19 protein-coding genes and 1 riboswitch are annotated in these 21,478 nt (G+C 70.2%); of the genes, 10 read left to right on the top strand and 9 right to left on the bottom strand.

Annotated features, from left to right (window positions below; translation table 11 throughout):
- Nucleotides 1-38 precede the first annotated feature (38 nt).
- Genes AC1Z4A_RS21600 through AC1Z4A_RS21590 form a run of 3 tightly spaced genes read left to right on the top strand, consistent with a single transcriptional unit; the run spans nt 39 to nt 3,599 of the window.
- Nucleotides 39-1,184, top strand: coding sequence for a hypothetical protein (locus tag AC1Z4A_RS21600; protein WP_483681227.1), 1,146 nt, complete (start codon nt 39-41; stop codon nt 1,182-1,184).
- The gene (locus AC1Z4A_RS21595; protein ID WP_483681226.1) at nt 1,181-2,920 is read left to right on the top strand and encodes an Hsp70 family protein; all 1,740 of its coding nucleotides are present in this window, start codon (nt 1,181-1,183) and stop codon (nt 2,918-2,920) included. Before AC1Z4A_RS21600 ends, AC1Z4A_RS21595 begins: the two co-directional genes overlap by 4 nt.
- Nucleotides 2,921-2,957: 37 nt before the next feature.
- A complete protein-coding gene (locus AC1Z4A_RS21590; RefSeq protein WP_483681225.1) occupies nt 2,958-3,599 on the top strand; it encodes a hypothetical protein in 642 nt (213 codons plus the stop codon).
- A 10-nt stretch (nt 3,600-3,609) separates the two neighbouring features.
- On the opposite strand, the gene AC1Z4A_RS21585 is transcribed toward AC1Z4A_RS21590, so the two are convergent.
- On the bottom strand, nt 3,610-4,218 hold the full coding sequence (locus AC1Z4A_RS21585; RefSeq protein WP_483683674.1) for an aspartate/glutamate racemase family protein: 609 nt from the start codon (nt 4,216-4,218) through the stop codon (nt 3,610-3,612).
- 245 nt (nt 4,219-4,463) lie between these two features.
- Here AC1Z4A_RS21585 and AC1Z4A_RS21580 point away from each other — a divergent pair, with 245 nt between their 5' ends.
- The 4 genes from AC1Z4A_RS21580 (at nt 4,464) to AC1Z4A_RS21565 (ending at nt 10,453) form a co-directional block, all read left to right on the top strand.
- The gene (locus tag AC1Z4A_RS21580; RefSeq protein WP_483681224.1) at nt 4,464-4,733 is read left to right on the top strand and encodes a DUF3311 domain-containing protein; all 270 of its coding nucleotides are present in this window, start codon (nt 4,464-4,466) and stop codon (nt 4,731-4,733) included.
- The gene (gene mctP, locus AC1Z4A_RS21575; protein WP_483681223.1) at nt 4,730-6,370 is read left to right on the top strand and encodes a monocarboxylate uptake permease MctP; all 1,641 of its coding nucleotides are present in this window, start codon (nt 4,730-4,732) and stop codon (nt 6,368-6,370) included. Before AC1Z4A_RS21580 ends, mctP begins: the two co-directional genes overlap by 4 nt.
- Nucleotides 6,371-6,723: 353 nt before the next feature.
- Nucleotides 6,724-6,863, top strand: a riboswitch (cobalamin riboswitch).
- A gap of 171 nt (nt 6,864-7,034) precedes the next feature.
- The gene (locus AC1Z4A_RS21570; RefSeq protein ID WP_483681222.1) at nt 7,035-9,437 is read left to right on the top strand and encodes a ribonucleoside-diphosphate reductase subunit alpha; all 2,403 of its coding nucleotides are present in this window, start codon (nt 7,035-7,037) and stop codon (nt 9,435-9,437) included.
- On the top strand, nt 9,437-10,453 hold the full coding sequence (locus AC1Z4A_RS21565) for a ribonucleotide-diphosphate reductase subunit beta (protein ID WP_483681221.1): 1,017 nt from the start codon (nt 9,437-9,439) through the stop codon (nt 10,451-10,453). The genes AC1Z4A_RS21570 and AC1Z4A_RS21565 overlap by 1 nt, the downstream gene beginning before the upstream one ends.
- A 73-nt stretch (nt 10,454-10,526) precedes the next feature.
- On the opposite strand, the gene def is transcribed toward AC1Z4A_RS21565, so the two are convergent.
- From def to AC1Z4A_RS21525, 8 genes are all read right to left on the bottom strand, one after another.
- The gene (gene def / locus AC1Z4A_RS21560; protein WP_483681220.1) at nt 10,527-11,165 is read right to left on the bottom strand and encodes a peptide deformylase; all 639 of its coding nucleotides are present in this window, start codon (nt 11,163-11,165) and stop codon (nt 10,527-10,529) included.
- Between the two features lie 77 nt (nt 11,166-11,242).
- Nucleotides 11,243-12,229: a tetratricopeptide repeat protein gene (locus AC1Z4A_RS21555; RefSeq protein ID WP_483681219.1), complete on the bottom strand. Its 987-nt coding sequence runs from the start codon at nt 12,227-12,229 to the stop codon at nt 11,243-11,245.
- Between the two features lie 264 nt (nt 12,230-12,493).
- The gene (locus AC1Z4A_RS21550) at nt 12,494-13,807 is read right to left on the bottom strand and encodes an HD-GYP domain-containing protein (protein WP_483681217.1); all 1,314 of its coding nucleotides are present in this window, start codon (nt 13,805-13,807) and stop codon (nt 12,494-12,496) included.
- Nucleotides 13,804-15,174 (bottom strand): HD-GYP domain-containing protein, encoded by a 1,371-nt coding sequence (locus AC1Z4A_RS21545; protein WP_483681214.1) that lies wholly within the window; start codon nt 15,172-15,174, stop codon nt 13,804-13,806. Before AC1Z4A_RS21545 ends, AC1Z4A_RS21550 begins: the two co-directional genes overlap by 4 nt.
- 173 nt (nt 15,175-15,347) lie before the next feature.
- Nucleotides 15,348-15,671 carry a mycothiol system anti-sigma-R factor gene (gene rsrA / locus AC1Z4A_RS21540; protein WP_483681213.1) on the bottom strand — a complete coding sequence of 108 codons (324 nt, stop codon included), beginning with the start codon at nt 15,669-15,671 and terminating at the stop codon, nt 15,348-15,350.
- A gap of 5 nt (nt 15,672-15,676) precedes the next feature.
- Nucleotides 15,677-16,351, bottom strand: a complete 675-nt coding sequence (locus AC1Z4A_RS21535) for a sigma-70 family RNA polymerase sigma factor (RefSeq protein ID WP_483683673.1) — start codon at nt 16,349-16,351, stop codon at nt 15,677-15,679.
- Nucleotides 16,352-16,682: 331 nt separating this feature from the next.
- Nucleotides 16,683-17,357 (bottom strand): alpha/beta hydrolase family protein, encoded by a 675-nt coding sequence (locus AC1Z4A_RS21530; protein ID WP_483681212.1) that lies wholly within the window; start codon nt 17,355-17,357, stop codon nt 16,683-16,685.
- Between the two features lie 26 nt (nt 17,358-17,383).
- Nucleotides 17,384-18,208, bottom strand: coding sequence for an SOS response-associated peptidase (locus AC1Z4A_RS21525; protein ID WP_483681210.1), 825 nt, complete (start codon nt 18,206-18,208; stop codon nt 17,384-17,386).
- Between the two features lie 41 nt (nt 18,209-18,249).
- On the opposite strand from AC1Z4A_RS21525, the gene AC1Z4A_RS21520 reads away from it, so the two are divergent.
- Genes AC1Z4A_RS21520 through rsgA form a run of 3 tightly spaced genes read left to right on the top strand, consistent with a single transcriptional unit; the run spans nt 18,250 to nt 21,420 of the window.
- Entirely contained in the window at nt 18,250-18,966 is a 717-nt protein-coding gene (locus tag AC1Z4A_RS21520; protein ID WP_483681209.1) for a M50 family metallopeptidase, read from the top strand.
- A gap of 59 nt (nt 18,967-19,025) precedes the next feature.
- Nucleotides 19,026-20,396, top strand: a complete 1,371-nt coding sequence (gene aroA, locus AC1Z4A_RS21515) for a 3-phosphoshikimate 1-carboxyvinyltransferase (protein WP_483681206.1) — start codon at nt 19,026-19,028, stop codon at nt 20,394-20,396.
- Nucleotides 20,397-20,412: 16 nt separating this feature from the next.
- A complete protein-coding gene (gene rsgA, locus AC1Z4A_RS21510) occupies nt 20,413-21,420 on the top strand; it encodes a ribosome small subunit-dependent GTPase A (RefSeq protein WP_483681204.1) in 1,008 nt (335 codons plus the stop codon).
- Nucleotides 21,421-21,478 lie beyond the last annotated feature (58 nt).

Below are 21,478 nucleotides of genomic sequence, written 5' to 3'. Positions count from 1 at the left end.
TTTCGAGCCTTAGCGGAAACCTGCTCACGCTGTACAAGATGAAGCAGGACGGCAGTTATCGCACGCAGCAGACCTTGCTGCACGACTTGCGAGCCGAAGAAGCCGATAATTCCCACCGTCGAACCCTGGAACGAGACGCGATAAATGCGCGAGATCGAGTCCACGAGGCCGCCGTCGGAAACAGGTACGAAATCGAGAGGGACTGGCGGCAGGCCCACATCGGGATTCAAGTCAAGGCCGTCCAGGAACACATGGATCGACAACTGGAGGAATCACCCTTCAGTTACACCCCAGAAGAATTCTACGGAATCGTCCATGAAGCCACCAGGGGCGGTACAATTCCGGCCCTCCTGATCGCTCCTTTCTACCGAGATGATTTGAGCGGACAGGAAAACGATGAGGGGCCGCACTCCTTCCGGGTTGCCATCAGGCAAGCCTGGCTCCAGTCGGAATGGTCCACGGATCTGGTCTGCCTCGACGGCGCACTAAAACGCCCATTGCGCAAGACCGACATGGATATTCTTGTCTTGCAGAGAACGCTTCAGGGCTTGCCTGTGGTGCTGGTATACGGAGGAGTGCAGTCCAACCGGCGGGTCTGGCCGTCTCTTTGCGCCTGGAATATCGTGGACTCGCCGGAGCTACGGTCGGTGCAGGTTAATTTCCCACCGATCTCCCTGCCCACGTCCGACCCTTCTGATCAAGGTCATTCCACACACCGGCTCGCCTTCGAGGACGAACTAGGAGGATCGACCGCGATCACTGCCGGGCTGATCGCAGAATGGTTCCATTTGGTCAAGCACGGCCGCATGCCAAGACTCCACGCGATGCTCCCAGCCAATATGGGAGCAGAACGCAGAGTGATCGCAGCTGGCCTCGCCGCGTCCTTCGAGGTCGCTCTCGAACGTAATCGGATCGACATGGTTTCCGGACGTGTAGGACAGGCTGCCATGTACCTGGAGGCCGGCTTTCGGGGCCACGCTGAAAATTCTGCGCTACTTGCCCTGACCGCTGCAGAAGCCGCCTCGAGAAGTGCCTCCTTTCCGGCTTCCACCAGCGCTCTACGGCAACTTTGCTCGACGCTTGACTCGCTCGGTCGCCCGGCCGAATCGGCCCGCGCCCGGATCGTATTGGAATCCGCTGCACGGAATAACATTCTGCGCAATCTCGGCTGGAGGAATCGTTGAAGAGGCAGCGAATCATAGCAGCGATCGACTTCGGTACCCATGGCACGGGGTATGCCTGGACAACCGTCGAGGACCGGCACAAGGACCCGAAGAAGCGTCTTCCTCATTTCAGGACGCGTTGGCAGGACCTGCCGACGCCATATCCCAAGAACCTCACGGCCATGCTCTTGGATGACAAGGGCAAAGTCGTTTCGTGGGGCTATGAGGCCCGCCGCAAGTGGGCCAACCGTGCGGCACGCGGTGAGACCGCAGGGCACGAATATGTGAGCAGCTTCAAGATGTCGCTCGCCTCAGGAAAGGGCCTCGGTACGGAAGAGATCAGCGGCGGAAAATTCTCACCGGAAAGATCGAGGGAGCTGGTCACGGCGTACCTCGAAAAAATCTACTCAGCCGCGATGGAAGAGATCGAGAAGAGCGGATACTCGAGCGACGAGGTCCGCTGGTGCCTCACCGTTCCGGCCATCTGGGACGACTACCAGAAGCAGCTGATGAGGGAGGCAGCCGTGGCTGCCGGGCTCCCCGAGGACGAGAAGCGTCTGCAGCTTGTGATCGAGCCCGAGGCTGCCGCCTATCACGCGCGGGTTTCCGGGGTCAGGACGGTCCGTGCCAGTGGGCGGCGAGCAAGCCTGATGACCAAGGGGTCGCGTTTCCTGGTCGCCGACTGCGGCGGCGGGACGATCGACATCACCGCCTATCGGACCGACGACAGAAACCGGCTCGAAGAAATCGGTCGAGAGTGCGGCGGTAAGTACGGATCGGAGTACGTCAACCAAGCTTTCTTGGAAAGGATCCTCACCAAACGCCTGGGATCTTTCGACGTCATCGAGAGAATCCAGTCGGAGGCCCCTTCCGCCCTCTTGGAACTCCTGAATTCCTGGGAGAAAGCCAAGATGAACGTCACCGCCTCGGATACGGATGACACCTTTCTCCAGTTGCCAGCCGCGATCTATGTCCTGCTGAGCGAGGAGGAGCGAGCGGCGCTGGGAGATCAGCAGGGCGGTATTACGGACGCCATCGTCGTGACCTCCGACGAGGCACGGGATGTTTTCGAATCCGTCGTCCCCAGCATCCTCGCGCTCGTGGACAAGCAACTGGCCGAGATGCGGGCACAGCGGCGGAACGCGCCTGGCCGGGAACTGGTCATCCTGGTCGGCGGGTTCGGGAACTCCCCTTACCTGCAGGAAAGGCTCCGGGAACACCTGGCGGACCGGGCCGACATCCTGATACCACCCGACCCGCATCTGGCTGTGCTGTTGGGCGCCGTGCACTACACCTACGACCCGCAGACCAAATCTCGGCGCACCAAATACACCTACGGGTGCAATGCGGCTTCGGCTTTCAGAGAAGGCATCGACCCCGAAGAGTACAGAATCACTCTGGAAGACGGCAGGGTGAGGTGTAAAAACCGGTTCAGCACATTTGTGGCAGCCGGGCAGAGCGTCCCTGTTGACGAGGAAGTCGCAGACTCGTTCACCCCTCTCCACTCGGATCAAAGGACTCTGGGATTTACCCTCTATAGAACGGCCTCAAAGAACCCCATATATGTGACGGACGCGGATTGCCAAGAGATCGGTGAGGTGAAGGTCGACCTCTCTAGAGTGATGCATCTGCCACTCGAACAGAGGTCAGTAAGCCTCTCCATGAGGTTTGGTGAGGTCGAGATCAAGGTCTCCGCATTGGTTAAGGAAACCAAAGAGGTCACGATGGCGCATGTCAGTTTTACACCGGCTGAGTAACGACCGCTCACACAGCCAACAGAGGGAGACCAACGAAATGAACGGCGAGAATCACCAAGCAACCCTGGAACAGATGGACCGGAAGCTGGACCATACTCTGAAGCAACTCGGCGAGGTCAGCTCACGGGTCGCGGAACTGGATGAAAAGCTCCACGCCCTACTGGCTCACCTGACACACTCCAGAGATGACCTGACGGGCGCCCAGGACGAAATGCACCGTTCCCTCGCCGAGGAAATCGACGTATTTGTGAGCCAAAAGCTGGTGAAGCTTGCCTATTTGGGTTCTCGCAAGAGAGGGGGCAAGGATTCGCGGCGTCAGATTGCCGAGTTGGTAGGTACCCTGTGCGTATCGTATCTGGGCCCAGCGGAAATAGACTTGCGGCGTGTGCGCAGAACACTGAAGGCGCGGAAGGATGACGACTGCTGGCGCGCCGCCGGGCAGGCCGCCCTTCAGGCCAAGAAAATTCTGGGCTCGGCCAAGACGCGCGGTATTGAATTCGTCTGGGACTACGACTGTGACCCGGGCTTCCCCGTTGACGAATCGACTCAGCGCGTCTGGTCGAGCTGCGACCCAGCCTCGGACGTCAGCTTCGTGGTCGTGCCGGGCTACTTGGCAGACGGTGAGCGCTTCATGCTGCAGCAGGTGTTCACGGACTGCCCCGTGGAGCAAGCGCACTGAGCACCCCGACTCACACCGGCCCGCCCCGCCACGTCGGCAGGGCCCGCTGCCCGACGGCGACCTCGAATGCGGCGCATGCCAGCAGCCGCGTCGAGTCCAGCGTGGGCAGCGGCGACACCTCCGGGGCCACCAGGAGCGGGATCTCCGTACAGGCGAGGGCGACCGCGTCACAGCCGCGCGCGGCCAGCTGTTCGATGATGCGTACGTACTCCCGACGGGAGGTCTCGGTGAACACGCCGTTCAGCAGCTCGGCGAAGATGACCTCGTTGACGATCCGCCGGTCGTCCGCGTCCGCAACCTCCGCGGCGATCCCCCGCCCGGCGAACGCCCTCCGGTACACCGGTCCGTCCATCAGATAGCGCGTACCCAGCACGCCCACTCGCCCGTACCCTTCGCGCGCCGCGCGGTCGGCGATGACCTCGGCGATGTGCAGGCCGGGAAAGGCGAGTTCCGGGCCGGGCCGTTCAAGTGCCTGATGGGCGGTGTTGTCCGGGCAGACGAAGAAGTCAGCACCGGCCCGGGCGAGCCGGCGCACGCTCTCGGCAAGGGTGGAGCGGATGGCGTCGTGGTCTCTCTCGTCCAAGGCGGGCATGCTGCGGGCCAGGGCGATGAAGTCCATTGTCACGTCGGGGTGTTCATGGGGACCGAGTTCCGCGAATCCCTCACGGCAGAAGGTCCGGAAGCAGAGCGCCGCTCCCTCCGCGCTGTGAGCCAGGATGCCCGGGTGCTTCGTGGTGTTCCTTCCCGCCGTCGCCGCACCAGCGTTGCCATTCCGATATGCGGATGGGGGGTGACGTCCGGAGGCTCCCTCCCCTAGATTTCCTGCGCATTACGCAAGTGATCGCGCAGGGACGGAGCCACCGCATGTCGGAACCACCCGAGCAAACACCCGAGTCCAGCCGCAAACCGGTGGTGACCGTGCCCCTGGTCGTCGCGGGCGTATGCCTGGCCATACCGTTCGTGGCGATGCTGTGGGTCGGCTCCTACGCCCGGCTCACGCCGTCCTTGATCGGCATCCCCTTCTTCTACTGGTACCAGATGCTGTGGGTCGTCATATCGACGCTGCTCACGGTCGTGGCCTACCTGATCGTGCGACGGCACGAGCGTCTGCGCAGGGGTGGTGAGCAGCGGTGAAGGACGGCGTCAACGGCGTGGCTCTCGCCGTCTTCATCTTCTTCTTCCTCGCCGTCACGGTCATGGGCTTCATGGCTGCGAAGTGGCGGCGGGCCGGGACCGCAGAAAACATTGACAGCCTCGACGAGTGGGGGCTGGGCGGCCGTTCCTTCGGCACTTGGGTGACCTGGTTCCTGCTCGGCGGCGACCTCTACACCGCGTACACCTTCGTGGCCGTGCCGGCGGCCATCTACGCGGGCGGTGCGGCCGGCTTCTTCGCCGTGCCGTACACGATCCTGTGCTACCCGCTGGTCTTCACCTTCCTGCCCCGCCTGTGGTCGGTGTCCCACCGGCACGGGTACGTCACCTCGTCCGACTTCGTCCGGGGCCGCTTCGGCTCCCGGGGGCTGTCGCTCGCGCTCGCGCTGACCGGCATCCTCGCGACCATGCCGTACATAGCGCTGCAATTGGTCGGCATCCAGGCGGTGCTCGATGTGATGGGCGTCGGCGGCGGGGCGGACGCGAACTGGTTCGTGAAGGACCTGCCCCTGCTCATCGCCTTCGGCGTGCTCGCGGCCTACACCTACTCGTCCGGCCTGCGCGCCCCCGCACTGATCGCATTCGTGAAGGACGCCCTGATCTACATCGTCATCATCGTGGCGATCATCTACATCCCGATCAGGCTCGGCGGCTTCGACCACATCTTCGCGAAGGCGGGCGAGGCCCTCTCCGCCAAGAACCCCGCCACCGGCAAGCCCCGCGGCTCCCTGGCCACCGGCCCGCAGGCGCAGTGGGCGTACGCGTCGCTCGCGCTCGGCTCGGCGATGGCGCTCTTCCTCTATCCGCACTCGGTGACGGCCGTCCTCTCCAGCAAGGGCCGCAACGTCATCCGGCGCAACACCACCATCCTGCCGCTGTACTCCCTGATGCTGGGGCTCCTGGCGATGCTGGGGTTCATGGCCATCGCGGCCGGGGTGAAGGTCAAGAACGGCCAGCTGGCGATCCCCCAGCTGTTCGAGGACATGTTCCCCGACTGGTTCACGGGCGTGGCCTTCGCCGCGATCGGCATCGGGGCGCTGGTCCCGGCGGCGATCATGTCGATTGCAGCGGCGAATCTCTTCACGCGCAACATCTACAAGGACTTCATCAGGCCGGACGCCTCGCCGGAGCACGAGGCGAAGGTCTCCAAGCTGGCGTCGCTGCTGGTGAAGGTGGGCGCGCTGGCCTTCGTCCTCACCATGGACAAAACGGTCGCCATCAACTTCCAGCTGCTCGGCGGCATCTGGATCCTCCAGACCGTCCCTGCCCTGGTCGGCGGCCTCTTCACCCGCTGGTTCCACCGCTGGGCGCTGCTGGCCGGCTGGGTGGCGGGCATGGCGTACGGCACATGGCGGGCGTACGAGACGCCGAGCGCGACGCAGGACCACTTCGGCAACACGAACGTGATCCCGCTGATCGGGGAGAAGGGCTACATCGGACTTACGGCTTTTGTGTTCAATGTCCTCGTAGTCGTGATCATGACTTTTGTCCTCAAGGCGGTGGGCGCGCCGGACGGCGTGGACCAGACGAAGCCGTCGGACTACACGGCCGACGCGGGCGACCCGGGCGTCGAGCCGGAGCTTCCCCCGGCCACGGCGGGGGCGCCCGCGGCGCACTGAGGGGCGCAGCCCGCACCCGCTCCCCGAGCCGGGGGCTTCGTCCAGAGAAATGTCGTCAGACAAATACCGTTCGTCCCGGAACGCCGGACAGGCTGGAATGATCCAGTCCGTCCGGCGTTCGGCGCTCCCCGGGCCGATCACGGAGGCGTCGGGAGAACGCCGCAGCGACCTCCTCGCGGCCCCGGGACACCCCTCCCGGACCCGTCGCCCGAGCCCCCCTCCCAGGGCCCCTCACGCCCCCTCCCAGGCCCCGCGGCGCGCCGCCCCCAACACCCCACCGCAGCACCCCGATAGCACATTCCGCAACCGCTTCATGACGGCCCGACACAACATGTGGGGGTGCCTCCGGAGCCCAGCACTAGATGTATGCTCGTCTCCGCTGTCGTCGCAGGGGAATCCGGTGGAAATCCGGAACTGTCCCGCAACGGTGTATGTGTGCGCATATACCCAGTGCACCTGAAGTCCGACGACCTGCGGACAGCGCGCCCACCACCCGAGCCTGCCCCGGCTCGGCCATGGGCGTTGAATTCGTCCGGGCCTCGCGGGTTGGGCCGGCGGACGCCTACGAGGCATGCCCTGGCACACCCAGGAGACAGGCATGCCCGTATGCGACCGTCGAGCACTCCCGAGCGGCCCACCCGACCGAGCGAGGGAGAGCCCCACCGTGACCATCGCGCCCGCGGATCCATTCTCAGGTCCCGTCTCAGCGAACACGGAAGCGACCGACGGCCCCGGGACCGCGCTGCTGCGCGCCCTGACCGACCTCACCGCCGATCTGCCCGCCACCGACCCGGGCAAGGTCGCCGCCGCCGCCCTGCGCGGCCGCAGCGCGGCTGCGGACGAGGCGGAGCTGCGCTCCCTCGCCACCGAGGCGGCCGCCGGCCTGATCGCCGAGGAGCCCGAGTACTCCAAGCTCGCCGCCCGTCTGCTCACCCGCGCCATCGCCGAGGAGGCGGCCGGCCAGGGTGCGACGTCCTTCTCCGCCTCGGTCGCCGTCGGCCACCGCGAGGGCCTCATCGCGGACGAGACCGCCGCGTTCGTGGCCACCCACGCCGAGCGCCTCGACGCCCTGGTCGACCAGGCCCTGATCGACGGCGCCGACGACCGCTTCGGCTACTTCGGCCTGCGCACCCTGCACAGCCGCTACCTGCTGCGCCACCCGATCCACCGCGACGTGATCGAGACCCCGCAGCACTTCCTGCTGCGCGTCGCCTGCGGCCTCGCCGAGGACCACTCGGAGCGGGCCCTGGAGGACGTCGCGGAGCTGTACCGGCTGACGAGCACCCTCTCGTACCTGCCCTCCTCCCCCACGCTCTTCAACTCCGGCACCCGTCACCCGCAGATGTCGTCCTGCTACCTGCTGGACTCCCCGCTGGACGAGCTGGACTCGATCTACGACCGCTACCACCAGGTGGCGCGTCTGTCGAAGCACGCGGGCGGCATCGGGCTGTCGTACTCGCGCATCCGCTCGCGCGGCTCGCTGATCCGGGGCACCAACGGTCACTCCAACGGCATCGTGCCGTTCCTGCGCACCCTCGACGCCTCCGTCGCCGCCGTGAACCAGGGCGGCCGCCGCAAGGGCGCCGCCTGTGTCTACCTGGAGACCTGGCACGCCGACATCGAGGAGTTCCTGGAGCTCCGCGACAACACCGGTGAGGAGGCCCGCCGCACCCACAACCTCAACATCGCGCACTGGATCCCGGACGAGTTCATGCGCCGTGTCGAGACGGACGCGGACTGGTCGCTCTTCTCCCCGGCCGACACCCCGGACCTGGTCGACCTCTACGGCGACGAGTTCGACGCCGCGTACCGCACGTACGAGGCCGAGGGCAAGGCCGTCAAGACCATCCCGGCGCGGGTGCTGTACGCCCGGATGATGCGCACCCTCGCGCAGACCGGCAACGGCTGGATGACCTTCAAGGACGCCGCCAACCGCACCGCCAACCAGACGGCCGAGAAGGGCGCGGTCGTCCACTCCTCGAACCTCTGCACCGAGATCCTCGAGGTCACCGACGACGGCGAGACCGCGGTCTGCAACCTGGGCTCGGTCAACCTCGCGCAGCACCTCGGTGCCGACGGCGAGCTGGACTGGGAGAAGCTCGACCGTACGGTCCGTACGGCCGTCACCTTCCTCGACCGCGTCGTGGACATCAACTTCTACCCGACCGAGCAGGCCGGCAGCTCCAACAGCCGCTGGCGCCCGGTGGGCCTGGGCCTGATGGGTCTGCAGGACGTCTTCTTCCGCCTGCGCCTGCCCTTCGACTCGGCCGAGGCGAAGGAGCTGTCCACCAAGATCTCCGAGCGGATCATGCTCGCGGCGTACGAGGCCTCCGCCGACCTCGCCGAGCGGCACGGCCCGCACCCGGCCTGGTCCGCGACCCGCACCGCCCGCGGCGTGCTGCACCCGGACCACTACCCCAACGCCGTCGCCGCCTGGGAGGACCGCTGGGAGGCGCTGCGCGCCCGCATCGCCGAGGTCGGCATGCGCAACTCGCTGCTGCTCGCCATCGCCCCGACGGCGACCATCGCCTCCATCGCGGGCGTGTACGAGTGCATCGAGCCGCAGGTCTCCAACCTGTTCAAGCGCGAGACGCTCTCGGGTGAGTTCCTGCAGGTCAACACCTACCTGGTGGACGACCTCAAGAAGCTCGGCGTGTGGGACCGCGCCACCCGCGAGGCCATGACCGAGGCCAACGGCTCGATCCAGGACATGAAGTGGATCCCGCAGGACGTGCGCGACCTGTACCGCACCGCCTGGGAGATCCCGCAGCGCGCCCTGATCGACATGGCCGCGGCCCGTACGCCGTACCTGGACCAGAGCCAGTCGCTCAACCTGTTCATGGCCTCGCCGACCATCGGCAAGCTCAGCTCGATGTACGCGTACGCCTGGAAGCAGGGCATCAAGACGACGTACTACCTGCGCTCCCGCCCGGCCACCCGGATCGCCCGCGCCGCGTCCGGCGGTGCCGCCGCCCCCGCCACCATTCCGGTGCAGCAGGCCGCGCCCGACGCGGACGCCATCGCCTGCTCCCTTGAGAACCCCGAGTCCTGCGAGGCCTGCCAGTAATGTCCGCCGAACGCCAGAAGAACCTGCTCGACCCCGGCTTCGAGCTGACCCTGCGCCCCATGCGGTACCCGGACTTCTACGACCGCTACCGCGACGCGATCAAGAACACCTGGACCGTCGAGGAGGTCGACCTCCACTCGGACGTCGCCGACCTGGCGAAGCTCTCCCCGGGTGAGCAGCACATGATCGGCCGCCTGGTGGCCTTCTTCGCCACCGGTGACTCGATCGTGGCGAACAACCTCGTGCTGACCCTGTACAAGCACATCAACTCGCCCGAGGCGCGCCTCTACCTGTCGCGGCAGCTGTTCGAGGAGGCCGTGCACGTCCAGTTCTATCTGACGCTGCTCGACACCTACCTGCCCGACCCGGAGGAGCGCGCGGCGGCCTTCGCGGCCGTCGAGAACATCCCCTCCATCCGCGACAAGGCGCAGTTCTGCTTCAAGTGGATCAACGAGGTCGAGAAGCTGGAGAGCCTGCAGACGAAGGCCGACCGCCGTCGCTTCCTGCTCAACCTGATCTGCTTCGCCGCGTGCATCGAGGGCCTGTTCTTCTACGGCGCCTTCGCCTACGTGTACTGGTTCCGCAGCCGCGGCCTGCTGCACGGCCTGGCGACCGGCACCAACTGGGTGTTCCGGGACGAGTCCATGCACATGGACTTCGCGTTCTCCGTCGTGGACACCGTCCGCGAGGAGGAGCCGGACCTCTTCGACGACGAGCTGCAGCAGCAGGTCACGGACATGCTGAAGGAGGCCGTCGAGGCCGAGCTGCAGTTCGCCCGCGACCTGTGCGGTGACGGCCTGCCGGGCATGAACACCGACTCCATGCGCGAGTACCTGCAGTGCGTCGCCGACCAGCGCCTGCAGCGCCTGGGCATCGCCCCGGTGTTCGGCTCGGAGAACCCGTTCTCCTTCATGGAGCTGCAGAACGTCCAGGAGCTGACCAACTTCTTCGAGCGCCGCGCGTCCGCGTACCAGGTGGCGGTCGAGGGCACCGTCGGCTTCGACGAGGACTTCTAGTCACACGGTAGGCACATGAGGAAGGGCCCGTACGGAGCGATCCGTACGGGCCCTTCCTCATGTCATGCGTTGATCAGTCGTTGGCGACGACCGGGTAGCGCGGGGTGCCCTCCGCCATCTGCTTCAGCGCGTCCTTGCGGTCCCGCTTCGACAGGCGGTCGATGTACAGGTAGCCGTACAGGTGGTCCGTCTCGTGCTGGAGGCAGCGGGCGAAGTAGCCCGTGCCCTCGACGGCGATCGCGTTGCCGTGCATGTCCTGGCCGCGCACCACGGCGTAGTCCGGGCGCGCCAGGGACGCGTACGCGGTCGGCACCGACAGGCAGCCCTCGTTGGAGTCGTCGAGGACGCGGCGGTCGGCCGGGAGCTCGTCCAGGACCGGGTTGCAGACGGCGCCCACGTGGCGCACGCCCTCGTCGTCCATGCAGTCGTAGACGAAGACCTTGAGGTCGACGCCGATCTGGTTGGCGGCCAGGCCGACGCCCTCGGCGGTGCGCTGGCTGGCGAACATGTCGTCGATCAGCTGCGCCAGCTCGTCGCCGAACTCGGTGACGTCCTTGCACTCCTTGTGCAGGACCGGGTTGCCGACGACGGTGATGGGACGGGAGGTGCCGCGCTCCCGGTGGGCCTGCTCGCGCTCCTCGCAGTCCTCGGTGTCCACGATGAACTCGCTCACCACGTCGTTCGCCGACTGCTCAGTGTCTTGCTGCGCCATGTCCGCCGTATGCCTCTCTCACAACCCGAAAACGCTATCTACAGGTTCATACAGGGTACGGGGAGCGCGGCGCCCCCTCAGCAGACCTCTTCGAGATCCCGCCATTCCCGGGTGTCCGGGCTGTCCGCGACCCAGCCGTCCAGCAGGCCGCGCACCAGGCCGACGGGCGCCGCGATGCCGCACTCGCGCTCGGGCACCCACAGGGAGCCGGAGCCCGCGGTGCGGTGGCCCAGCGGGCCGGGGTGGCCGGGCTCGCTGTGGTCGTGCGGGTCCAGGTGCTCGCCGTCGCCCTCGTCGCTGGGCATCCGGCTCTCCGAGCAGGTGCGGCACAGCAGGCGCACGGACGAGGACCAGTCCTCGGCGGCGAAGCCCGCGTCCGCGGCGAGCCGCTCCAGGGCGTCCCGGTCGGCCTCTGTGGCGGCCTCCAGGAGGACCACCCAGGTGGGCACGGGCGAGGGCGCCCACAGCTCGATCTCGTCGAAGACGGGGTAGGAGGGCCCCGCGGCGGTGACGCGCTCGCCGTGCGGGACGCCGTCGTGCAGCACGACCTCGCCCCAGCGGCGGCCGGAGGACGGCAGCGGGATGGAGAGCACCTCGATCCGCGCCGGGTCCAGTCTGCGGCCCCAGACGACCTCGGCCTCGCCCTCCGGGGAGAGCCGCACGGCCGCGCTGCCCAGCTCCATGCCGGCCGGCTCGCCCGCCGGGCCGCCGTCGCCGGGCACCCGGAGCCCGTAGGCCTGCCAGGCGCGGCGGGCCAGCGGCCAGTCCTGGAGGGCGGTGGCGGCGATGCCCACGTTCCACCAGTCAGGGGCGCCCGCCTCGCGGTCCAGCAGGGCCACGGCGCGCAGGCCGGCGGCGCGGGCCTGCTCCCAGTCGTGCCGGAACTTGTGCAGCAGCGCGAGGTTGAACCAGGACTCGGACAGCCAGGGCTCCATGTCGGCCGCGCGCGTCAGCAGGGCGCCCGCGTCCTCGTACCGGCCGTCGCCGATGAGCGTGAAGGCACGGTCGGTGGCCTGCCGCCACGAGGCGGAAGGCCGGTGCCGTACCTTGCCGAAGATCCTCACGATTCCCGCCTGCCGGTTTCTGCGTGCGACCACGCCGGTTGGACCGGGTGCCGACCGCCGTCCTCACCGACGGCGCGCTGCCACACCCGGACTGCTCCGGGGAGCTTCGCCCACCGGTCCTTCTTGCCGACAACGGCGCCCACGACACCCCCCGATTTCCGCTTTCCCGCCATTCTCTTCGTCTTCTTCGCATCCAACCATGCCCCTTCGGACGCCCGCTCATTACCCGTGGGTTCGGCGGGCCAGTCCGCGTCTCCCGGGGGCTCACGGGCCGGACGGAGCGGGGCGGCCCCGGGCGAGCACCGCGGCGAGCGCCTCCACCACCCGGGGCTCGTGGTCGTACGCGGTGGCCAGCCGGAGCCGCTCCAGCGCGCGCAGGGGGCCGCACGCCGGGTCGGCGGCGAAGTCGTCGTAGGCGTTGACCGTACGGACGATACGGGCCGTGAGCGGCTGGTCCCGGTACGGATCCGCCTGGCGCTCGACCACCAGGGCGACTTCCGGGGCCACCCCGGTCTGCCGCACGACCGCCGCGCCCAGCACGGCGATGCGGCGCCGCTGCTCCTGGGGCAGCGGCTCGGTGGCCCCGGCGGGCAGCGGGTCGGTGAGGGAGAGCTGGCCGACGTCGTGCATGAGCGCCGCGTACTCCAGCACGGTGAGGTCGGCGGCGGACAGGCCCAGCTCACGGCCGACGGCCCGGCTCAGCAGCGCCACCCGGCGGGCGTGTCCGGCGGGGGTGCAGCCGGCGATCTCGGTGGCGCGGGCCAGGGAGGCGACGGTCTGGCGGCGGGTGGCCCGCACGGCCTCGTAGCGGTGCACGGACAGCTGGGTGACCAGCAGCGGGACGCAGAACACGGGCAGCGCCCAGAGCCCGGCGGCGGCCACCGCGAGGGCCAGCACGACGCCGGTCGCGCCGATCGCCGAGCCGATGCCGGGGAGCGCGCGCAGCTCCTCGCGGAGCACCGGGCCGTAGGGGCCGCCGGTGCGGGCCCGGCTGAGGGCGGCGGCGAGCACCGCGTCGCACAGGGCGGTGAGGGCGAGGAGGAGCAGCAGGAACAGGGCGTAGTACGGGCTGTGGCTGGGCCACCGGCCGAGGGCGCCGGCGGCGTGCAGCGGCTGGAAGCAGGTGGCGGCGAAGGCGGCGCTGAGCACCCGGCGGGCCAGCCGGTCGAGCGCGGGCGGGCGGCCGACGGCCCCGGCGAGGGTGGCGCCGAGGACGACGGCGACGACCTGGGGGGCGCCGTGCGAGGTGGGCTCGCCGCCGACCTCGCCGAGCAGCGCGTAGGCGAGGGTCCCGGCGGAGCCGACGGGGGCGGTCTCCCGGGCGCCCGCGGGCGGGCGGGGGCGGCGGGCGGCCTCGCCGAGGGCGATGAGCACGCCGTAGGCGAGGGCGATGTGCGGCTGGGCGACGCCGCGCCAGGCGGTCCAGAGCAGGGCGCCGAGGGCCGCGGCGCCTGCCGCCAGGTGCACGCTGCGGACGGTGCGGGAGCCGGGGGACTCCGCCCGGGACCTGTGGTCCGCGAAGGCCGGGCGGGCCGTCCGGCCGCCCGGCGCCGGACACCGCGCCGCCCCCGCGCTCATCCGGCGTCCCGCGGTGCCCGGGCCGAACAGTGATCAAGAGGGACGTTTCGGCTGGCCGGAACTGCGGGTTCGGCAAGGTCAGGAGTCGACACAGCCGGAGTCGACGCAGCCGAAGCCGACGCAGCCGGAGCCGGAGCCGGCGCCGGGTGCCAGCCGTGGCGGTCGAGGGCGCGGGAGAGGGCGGCGACCATGCGGGGATCGAAGTGGGAGCCCGAGCAGCGGTCCAGCTCGGCGAGGGCGACCGGGACCGGGCGGGCGCGGCTGTAGCAGCGGGTGGAGGTCATCGCGTCGAAGGCGTCGGCCACGGCCACCACCCGGGCGAACTCCGGGATCTGACGCCCCCTCAGTCCATAGGGGTAGCCCGTGCCGTCCAGGCGCTCGTGGTGGTGGAGGATCGCTGTCCGCGCCTCGCCGAGGAAGCCGATGCCGCGCACCATCTCGTGCCCGTACTCGGGGTGCAGCTCGATCAGGCGGCGCTCCTCGGGCGTGAGCGGGCCCTCCTTGCGCAACAGGCGGGTGGGGACGCCCAGTTTGCCGACGTCGTGCAGGGTGCCCGCGAAGCGCAGCGCCTCCAGGCGGTCGCCGGAGATGCCCAGCTCCCGGGCGATCAGGACGGAGGCGCGGCCGACGCGCTCGCTGTGCCCGCGCGTGTAGCGGTCCTTGAGGTCGACGGCCTGCACCAGGGCCCGCACCGTGGCCTGGTGCGCGGCGCGCTCGCGGTGGCAGCGGTCGAGGACCCCGGCGGAGACGGACATGGGCAGCAGCACCAGCAGGGCGGCCGGCGCGCCGTACGGGCTGTGCCAGAGAACCGCCATCACCAGGCCTGTCGGCCCGTGGGCCAGCGGGGGCACCAGGGCGGCGGGCAGCGGGCCCCGCCAGGCCGTGCGCGGGGAGCGGCCCTCGGCGGTGACGAGCACCCCGCCGTCGAGCACCGTGACGACGAGGGCGAGGACCAGCGCCGCGGCCAGCGCGGGCAGCAGGGCGCGGGGGAAGGCGGGGGCGGTGACGACGCGCGGGGCCGACAGCCCGTACACGGCGGACGCGGCGTCGGCCGCCAGCGAGAACTGCGCCGCGTGCCACAGCCGCCGCACCCACACCGGCCGCCGTCCCACCCGGCCCGTGAGCGCGCCCGGCACCGCGACCAGCCCGGCGGCCCCGGGCGGCAGCAGGAAGGCCCCGGCGAGGAGCACCGGCAGCATCAGGGGGCAGCGCGGCAGCCGCTCGGAGACGGCGCAGACCCCGGCGAGCAGCAGGACGGCGCCCCAGGGAACGGCGGCCCCGGCCCGTACGGCGGGCACGGCGCACACCGCGGCGGCGAGCACGGCACACGCGATATACACGCGCGCCGCCGCCGGAAGTGCCCCCATGGCGCATCCTCCCCGGCCTTCGGTCCTGGCGTCTGGATGGGGAGGATAGGCACAGGCGCGACCGCTGAGCGCCGCATCCGGGTATTGCACCGTCCGTTCGGGTGACGTTCCCGGGTGCGGTGGTTTGGATCAGTGGTGCCGAAGAACGGTGCCGCAGAACCGGCGGCGCAGGTTCAGTCCTGCCGGCCGGCGGCCTCGGCCGCCTTGGCCTCGGCCACCACGTCCTGCTCGGGCACTGCCTCCCCGGCGCGGATCAGCTCGATCCGGCCCATGACCTTGGCCCGGAGGTCGGCGGGCACGTCGTCATGCCCGCAGCAGCGCTTGACCAGCTTCTTCACGGCCTGTTCCAGCCCGTACTTCTCGAGGCACGGCGAGCACTCGTCGATGTGCACCTCGAACTTGGCGCAGTCACCTTCGGGCATCTCGTGGTCGAGGAACTCGTAGAGGTGGTCGAGGACTTCAGAGCAGTCCGTCTCGTGCGGGTCTCCGCAGCTCATGAGTCCTAGCCTTTCCGATTGTGCGACTCGCCGGAACCGCCCGGTGCGGGAGCGGACCCGGCCGGGACCAGACCGCGCTCGCGGGCGTAGTCCTCCAGGAGCCCGCGCAGCTGACGACGGCCCCGGTGGAGCCGGGACATCACCGTGCCGATGGGCGTACCCATGATGTCCGCGATCTCCTTGTACGCAAAGCCCTCCACGTCCGCGAGGTAGACCGCGATGCGGAACTCCTCGGGAATGGCCTGAAGGGCCTCCTTGACATCGGAGTCGGGGAGGTGGTCGAGAGCCTGGGACTCCGCGGAGCGCAGTCCGGTGGACATGTGCGACTCGGCGCGCGCAAGCTGCCAGTCCTCGATCTCCTCGGACGCGCTGCGGAGCGGCTCGCGCTGCTTCTTGCGGTACGAGTTGATGAAGGTGTTGGTCAGGATGCGGTACAGCCAGGCCTTGAGGTTCGTGCCGTCACGGAACTGGTGGAAGGACGCGTACGCCTTGGCGTACGTCTCCTGCACCAGGTCCTCGGCGTCGGCCGCGTTGCGCGTCATGCGCAGGGCGGCCGAGTACATCTGGTCGAGGTAGGTCAGTGCGTCGCGCTCGAAACGAGCGTTGCGCTCCACCGTGCTCTCCCCGGAATCCCGCTTCTGGCTGTCATCGGCCCCCGTGGTCCCAGTGACCGGACCCACCTCCTCCAGCACCCTGGCGGCATCCTTGGCGGACCCGCTCGAATCGGAGAATAGACGACGATCCGGTCCGGCCGCCGCTCCGGCCGCCGCCGGCAGGGACACGCCCATGACCGTCCACCCCAGGTCGGGCGACTGCGGGCGGGACGGGCATGCGATCGAACCCATGCGGGGAACCCCATTCCTTGACGTCTTGCCGGTCGTAGCTACAGACGCCTCAACAGAAGTGCCGTGCGGATCATTCCCGCCGGGCCGAACAGTTGCACGCCAGGGGGTGGCCGGTGGCTCCCCGCGGACGCCGCGGAGAGCCACCGGCCACCCCCTGGGGGCGCACTCACACCGTCCGCAGCCACTCCTCCACCGCGGAGACGATCACGGCCAGGGCGTCCTCCTGGGTGATCCCCGCCTTCTTCGGCACCGCGAAGCCGTGGTCCCCGTGGGGCACCTCGACCGGGTCGGTGCCGGGCGGGAACTCCTCGGGCCGGCCGAAGGGATCACGTGCGCCCTGCACCACCAGGACGGGCAGCCCGGCTGCGGTCAGCTCCTCGGCCCGGGACTTCTCCGGCTTGCCCGGCGGGTGCAGCGGGAAGCTCAGCGCGAGCACCGCGGCCGCGCCCAGCCCGGCAGCGGTGCGGCAGGCGACGCGCGCCCCCGCGCTGCGGCCCCCGGCGACGACCGGCAGGCCGGGCGCGGCCAGCGCGGGCCACAGCGCCCGCCACGCCTCGTCCAGCTTCCCCGGCGCGGGCGCCACGCTTCTTTTCCCGCCACCCCGCCCGGCCTTTCCGGCCACCCGCCAGGGCTGCTCCACCAGCGCCACGGTCACCCCGCTCCGCGGCAGCTCGGCGGCGAGCGCCCGCAGGTCGCGGGCCTCGACGCCGCCGCCCGCGCCGTGCCCGAGGGCAAGCACGAGGCGGGCCTTCGGCGCGAGGTGCCAGTGGATGCGGGCGTCGCCGGCCGGGGTGGGCACGTCCTGCACGGTCTCCGCGATTTTCGCGATCTTCGTGGTCACGTGCTCCATCCTGCCGCCCCCGGTGCTCAGAACAGCGTCGACTCCTCCGGCGCCGGCAGCTCCTTCAGCAGCTCCGGGCCGTTGTTGCGGACGTCGCTGACCGCCGTGGCGACCGGGTACGCCCGGACGAGCCCGGACGGCGGCGGGGCCAGCAGCCCGCGCAGCTCCTCCGGTTCCGTGCGCGCCGGGTCCAGCCAGGCGGACCAGCGGTCGGGCGGCAGGACGAGCGGCATGCGCGGGTGGATCTCCGCCAGGGAGCGCGGCCCCGGCTCCGGGCCCGCCCCGGCTCCGGCGAAGGGCTCCGGGTCGGCGTCGGTGGTGATCACCGAGCAGGTCGCCCACCAGGCCTGCGGGTGGTCCGGCGGCAGCGTCGGGTCGCGCCAGAACTCGTACACCCCGGCCATCGCCATCACGGACCCGTCGGCGGGGGTGACGAAGTAGGGCTGCTTGCGGGTGCGCTTGCGGCGGCCCTGCTCCTCCAGCTCGCGCTCGTCGGCGCCGGTGACCCACTCGTAGTAGCCGTCGGCGGGCAGCAGGCAGCGGCGGCTCTCGAAGGCCCGGCGGAAGGAGGGCTTCTCGTGGACGGTCTCCGCCCGGGCGTTGATCATCCGTGCGGCGCCCTCCGGGGACTTGGCCCACGACGGCACCAGGCCCCAGCGCAGTGCGCGCAGCTGGCGAACCGGACGCCGGTCCGCTGCGTCTTTCAAGGGACGTTCGAGCACCGCGTAGACGCTCTTCGTCGGCGCCACGTTCCAGTCCGGAGCCAGCGTCTCCTCCGGTTCCCACTTCTCCACCCCGAAGAGACCGGCCAGGTCCTCCGGCCGCCGGCTCGCCGCATATCGACCGCACATGAGTGCCACACTGCCACGAACCCGCAAGGAGCGGCCCACAGATGGACAGCAGTACCACCGCGACCGACCTGTGGGAGCGCGTCGTCGGCACCCAGCCGCACCCTTCGACCTGGCTCATAGCCGTCACGGGCGTCATCGCCCTGGCCGCCGTCACCCCGTACGGGGTCTGGCGGATCACCCGCAACGCCGTGACCATCGCCCACGAGGGCGGTCATGCGCTGGTGGCCCTGCTCAGCGGGCGGCGCCTGGACGGCATACGGCTGCACTCGGACACCTCGGGGCTGACCGTCTCGCGCGGCCGCCCGACCGGGCCCGGCATGATCCTCACCGCGGCCGCCGGCTACACCGCGCCCTCGCTGCTGGGGCTGGCGGGGGCCGCGCTGCTGGCCGCCGGGCACACCACCGCGCTGCTGTGGGGCGCCGCGGCCCTGCTCGCCGCGATGCTGGTGATGATCCGCAATGCGTACGGGGCGCTCACGGTGGTGCTGGCCGGGGCCGCGTTCGTGCTGGTGTCGTGGCTGTGCGGGCCCCAGGTGCAGGCCGCGTTCGCGTACGGGGTGGTGTGGTTCCTGCTGCTGGGCGGGGTGCGGCCGCCGTTCGAGCTGCAGCGGAAGCGGCGGCACGGGGGCGCCCGGGACTCCGACGCCGACCAGCTGGCCCGGCTGACGGGCCTGCCGCCCGTGTGCTGGCTGCTGCTCTTCCACGTGGTGTCGCTGGCCTCGCTGGCGGCGGGCGGGCGCTGGCTGCTCGGGCTGTGACCGGTGGCCGCGAGCTGCACGGGAGCGGAGCACGAGGAGAACCTCAGTAAGGTAAGGGCATGACCGAGAGCACCGAGCACACCGATCTCTGGCCCGCCCCCCTCGCGACCGGAGCCGTCGACGCGACCGTCACCGTGCCCGGATCGAAGTCGGTCACCAACCGTGGCCTCGTGCTCGCCGCCCTGGCCTCGGAGCCGGGCTGGCTGCGCCGCCCGCTGCGCTCCCGCGACACCCTGCTGATGGCCGAGGCGCTGCGCGCCATGGGCGTGGGCATCGAAGAGACTGTGTCGTCCAGCTCCTCCGTCGCGGGCGGCCCGGACAACACCGGCGAGGCATGGCGGGTGATCCCCGCCCACCCGCACGGCCCGGCCACCGTCGACGTCGGCAACGCCGGCACCGTGATGCGCTTCCTGCCGCCCGTCGCCGCCCTGGCCGACGGCCCGATCCGCTTCGACGGCGACCCGCGCAGCTACGAGCGGCCGCTGCACGGCGTGATCGACGCGCTGCGCGCGCTCGGCGCCCGCATCGACGACAACGACCGCGGCGCGCTTCCCCTGACCGTGCACGGCGCCGGGGCGCTCGAGGGCGGCACGGTGGAGATCGACGCCTCCTCGTCCTCCCAGTTCGTCAGCGCCCTGCTGCTGTCCGCCCCGCGCTTCAACCAGGGCGTCGAGGTGCGGCACGTGGGCGCCGTCCTGCCGTCGATGCCGCACATCCGCATGACCGTGGACATGCTGCGGGCGGCCGGTGCCCAGGTCGACACCCCCGAGTCCGGGGGCGAGGCGAACGTCTGGCGGGTCTCCCCCAGCGCCCTGCTCGGCCGCGACCTGGTCGTGGAGCCGGACCTGTCCAACGCCGCGCCGTTCCTGGCGGCGGCCCTGGTCACCGGCGGCCGGGTCACCATCCCCGACTGGCCCGAGCACACCACCCAGCCGGGCGACCGGCTGCGGCAGATCTTCACCGACATGGGCGGCAGCTGCGAGCTGACCGAAGCCGGGCTGGCCTTCACCGGCACGGGCCGGATCACCGGCATCGACGCCGATCTGCACGAGGTCGGCGAGCTGACCCCGGTGATCGCGGCGGTCGCGGCGCTGGCCGACTCCGAGTCCGTCCTGCGCGGCATCGCCCACCTCCGGCTGCACGAGACGGACCGGCTGGCCGCCCTGGCCAAGGAGATCAACGAACTCGGCGGCGACGTCTCCGAGACCGAGGACGGACTGATCATCCGTCCGCGCCCGCTGCACGGCGGCGTCTTCCACACCTACGAGGACCACCGGCTGGCCACCGCGGCCGCGGTGCTCGGCCTCGTGGTCGACGGCGTCCGGGTGGAGAACGTCGCGACCACCGCCAAGACCATGCCCGACTTCCCGGAGCTGTGGACCGGGATGCTCGGCTCCGTCGCGGGGGCGACGACGACGCCGAGAAGCTGAGAGACCTGGAAGACCCATGCGCCGCTACGGCAAGCACACCGACGAGGACGACGTCCGCGTCCGCCCCAACCGCAAGGGCAACCGCCCCCGCACCAACATCCGCCCCAAGCACGAGGACGCCGCCGAGGGCTTCGTCCTCACCGTGGACCGCGGCCGGCTGACCGTCCTGGTCGAGGACCGGACGGTGATGGCGATGAAGGCCCGCGAGCTGGGCCGCAAGGGAGTCGTCGTCGGCGACCGGGTCGCCGTCGTCGGCGACCTCAGCGGCGCCAAGGACACCCTGGCCCGCATCGTCCGGGTCGAGGAGCGCAGCTCGGTGCTGCGCCGCACGGCCGACGACGACGATCCGTACGAGCGCGTGGTGGTCGCCAACGCCGACCAGCTGGCCATCGTCACCGCCCTCGCCGACCCCGAGCCGCGCCCCCGTCTGATCGACCGCTGCCTGGTGGCGGCGTACGACGCGGGGCTGGAGCCGCTGCTCGTGCTGACGAAGTCGGACCTCGCCCCGGCCGAGAAGCTGATGGAGTCGTACGGGGCGCTGGGCGTCCCGTACGTGGTCACCAGCCGGGACGAGCTGGCCGACGGCGATGCCGCCGAGCAGGTCCGGGAGCGGCTGAACGGCCGGATCACGGCCTTCGTGGGGCACTCCGGCGTCGGCAAGACCACGCTGGTCAACGCCCTGGTGCCGGACCGGCAGCGGGCCACCGGCCGGGTCAACGCGGTCACCGGCCGCGGCCGCCACACCACCACCTCCGCGCTGGCCCTGCCGCTGCCGAGCGGCGACGGCTGGGTCATCGACACCCCGGGCGTGCGGTCGTTCGGGCTGGCCCACATCGACCCGGCGCGCGTCATCCACGCCTTCCCGGATCTGGAGCCGGGCACCGAGAACTGCCCGCGCGCGTGCAGCCACGACGAGCAGGACTGCGCGCTGGACCAGTGGGCCGCGGACGGCCACGCCGAGCCGCAGCGCCTCTACTCGCTGCGCCGGCTGCTGGCGACCCGGGAGCGGCGCGAGGGCGACTGATCGCCTACGTTTGTGATCGTCCACGTTTGCGAGTGACCGTCAGCGGCAAGGGCATGAG

The sequence above is a fragment of the Streptomyces sp. 17_S59 genome, assembly GCF_056930295.1.
The sequence above is the reverse complement of the archived record's forward strand: the minus strand, read 5'-3'. Positions and strand labels throughout refer to the sequence as shown.

Bases quoted from the DNA above. Each gene is read 5' to 3' on its own strand.
- AC1Z4A_RS21600 (WP_483681227.1), top strand. From the start codon at position 39: ATGAAGCAGGACGGCAGTTATCGCACGCAGCAGACCTTGCTGCACGAC.
- AC1Z4A_RS21590 (WP_483681225.1), top strand. From the start codon at position 2,958: ATGAACGGCGAGAATCACCAAGCAACCCTGGAACAGATGGACCGGAAG.
- AC1Z4A_RS21585 (WP_483683674.1), bottom strand. From the start codon at position 4,218: ATGGACTTCATCGCCCTGGCCCGCAGCATGCCCGCCTTGGACGAGAGA.
- AC1Z4A_RS21580 (WP_483681224.1), top strand. From the start codon at position 4,464: ATGTCGGAACCACCCGAGCAAACACCCGAGTCCAGCCGCAAACCGGTG.
- AC1Z4A_RS21565 (WP_483681221.1), top strand. From the start codon at position 9,437: ATGTCCGCCGAACGCCAGAAGAACCTGCTCGACCCCGGCTTCGAGCTG.
- def (WP_483681220.1), bottom strand. From the start codon at position 11,165: ATGGCGCAGCAAGACACTGAGCAGTCGGCGAACGACGTGGTGAGCGAG.
- AC1Z4A_RS21550 (WP_483681217.1), bottom strand. From the start codon at position 13,807: ATGAGCGCGGGGGCGGCGCGGTGTCCGGCGCCGGGCGGCCGGACGGCC.
- AC1Z4A_RS21545 (WP_483681214.1), bottom strand. From the start codon at position 15,174: ATGGGGGCACTTCCGGCGGCGGCGCGCGTGTATATCGCGTGTGCCGTG.
- rsrA (WP_483681213.1), bottom strand. From the start codon at position 15,671: ATGAGCTGCGGAGACCCGCACGAGACGGACTGCTCTGAAGTCCTCGAC.
- AC1Z4A_RS21525 (WP_483681210.1), bottom strand. From the start codon at position 18,208: ATGTGCGGTCGATATGCGGCGAGCCGGCGGCCGGAGGACCTGGCCGGT.
- AC1Z4A_RS21520 (WP_483681209.1), top strand. From the start codon at position 18,250: ATGGACAGCAGTACCACCGCGACCGACCTGTGGGAGCGCGTCGTCGGC.
- aroA (WP_483681206.1), top strand. From the start codon at position 19,026: ATGACCGAGAGCACCGAGCACACCGATCTCTGGCCCGCCCCCCTCGCG.
- rsgA (WP_483681204.1), top strand. From the start codon at position 20,413: ATGCGCCGCTACGGCAAGCACACCGACGAGGACGACGTCCGCGTCCGC.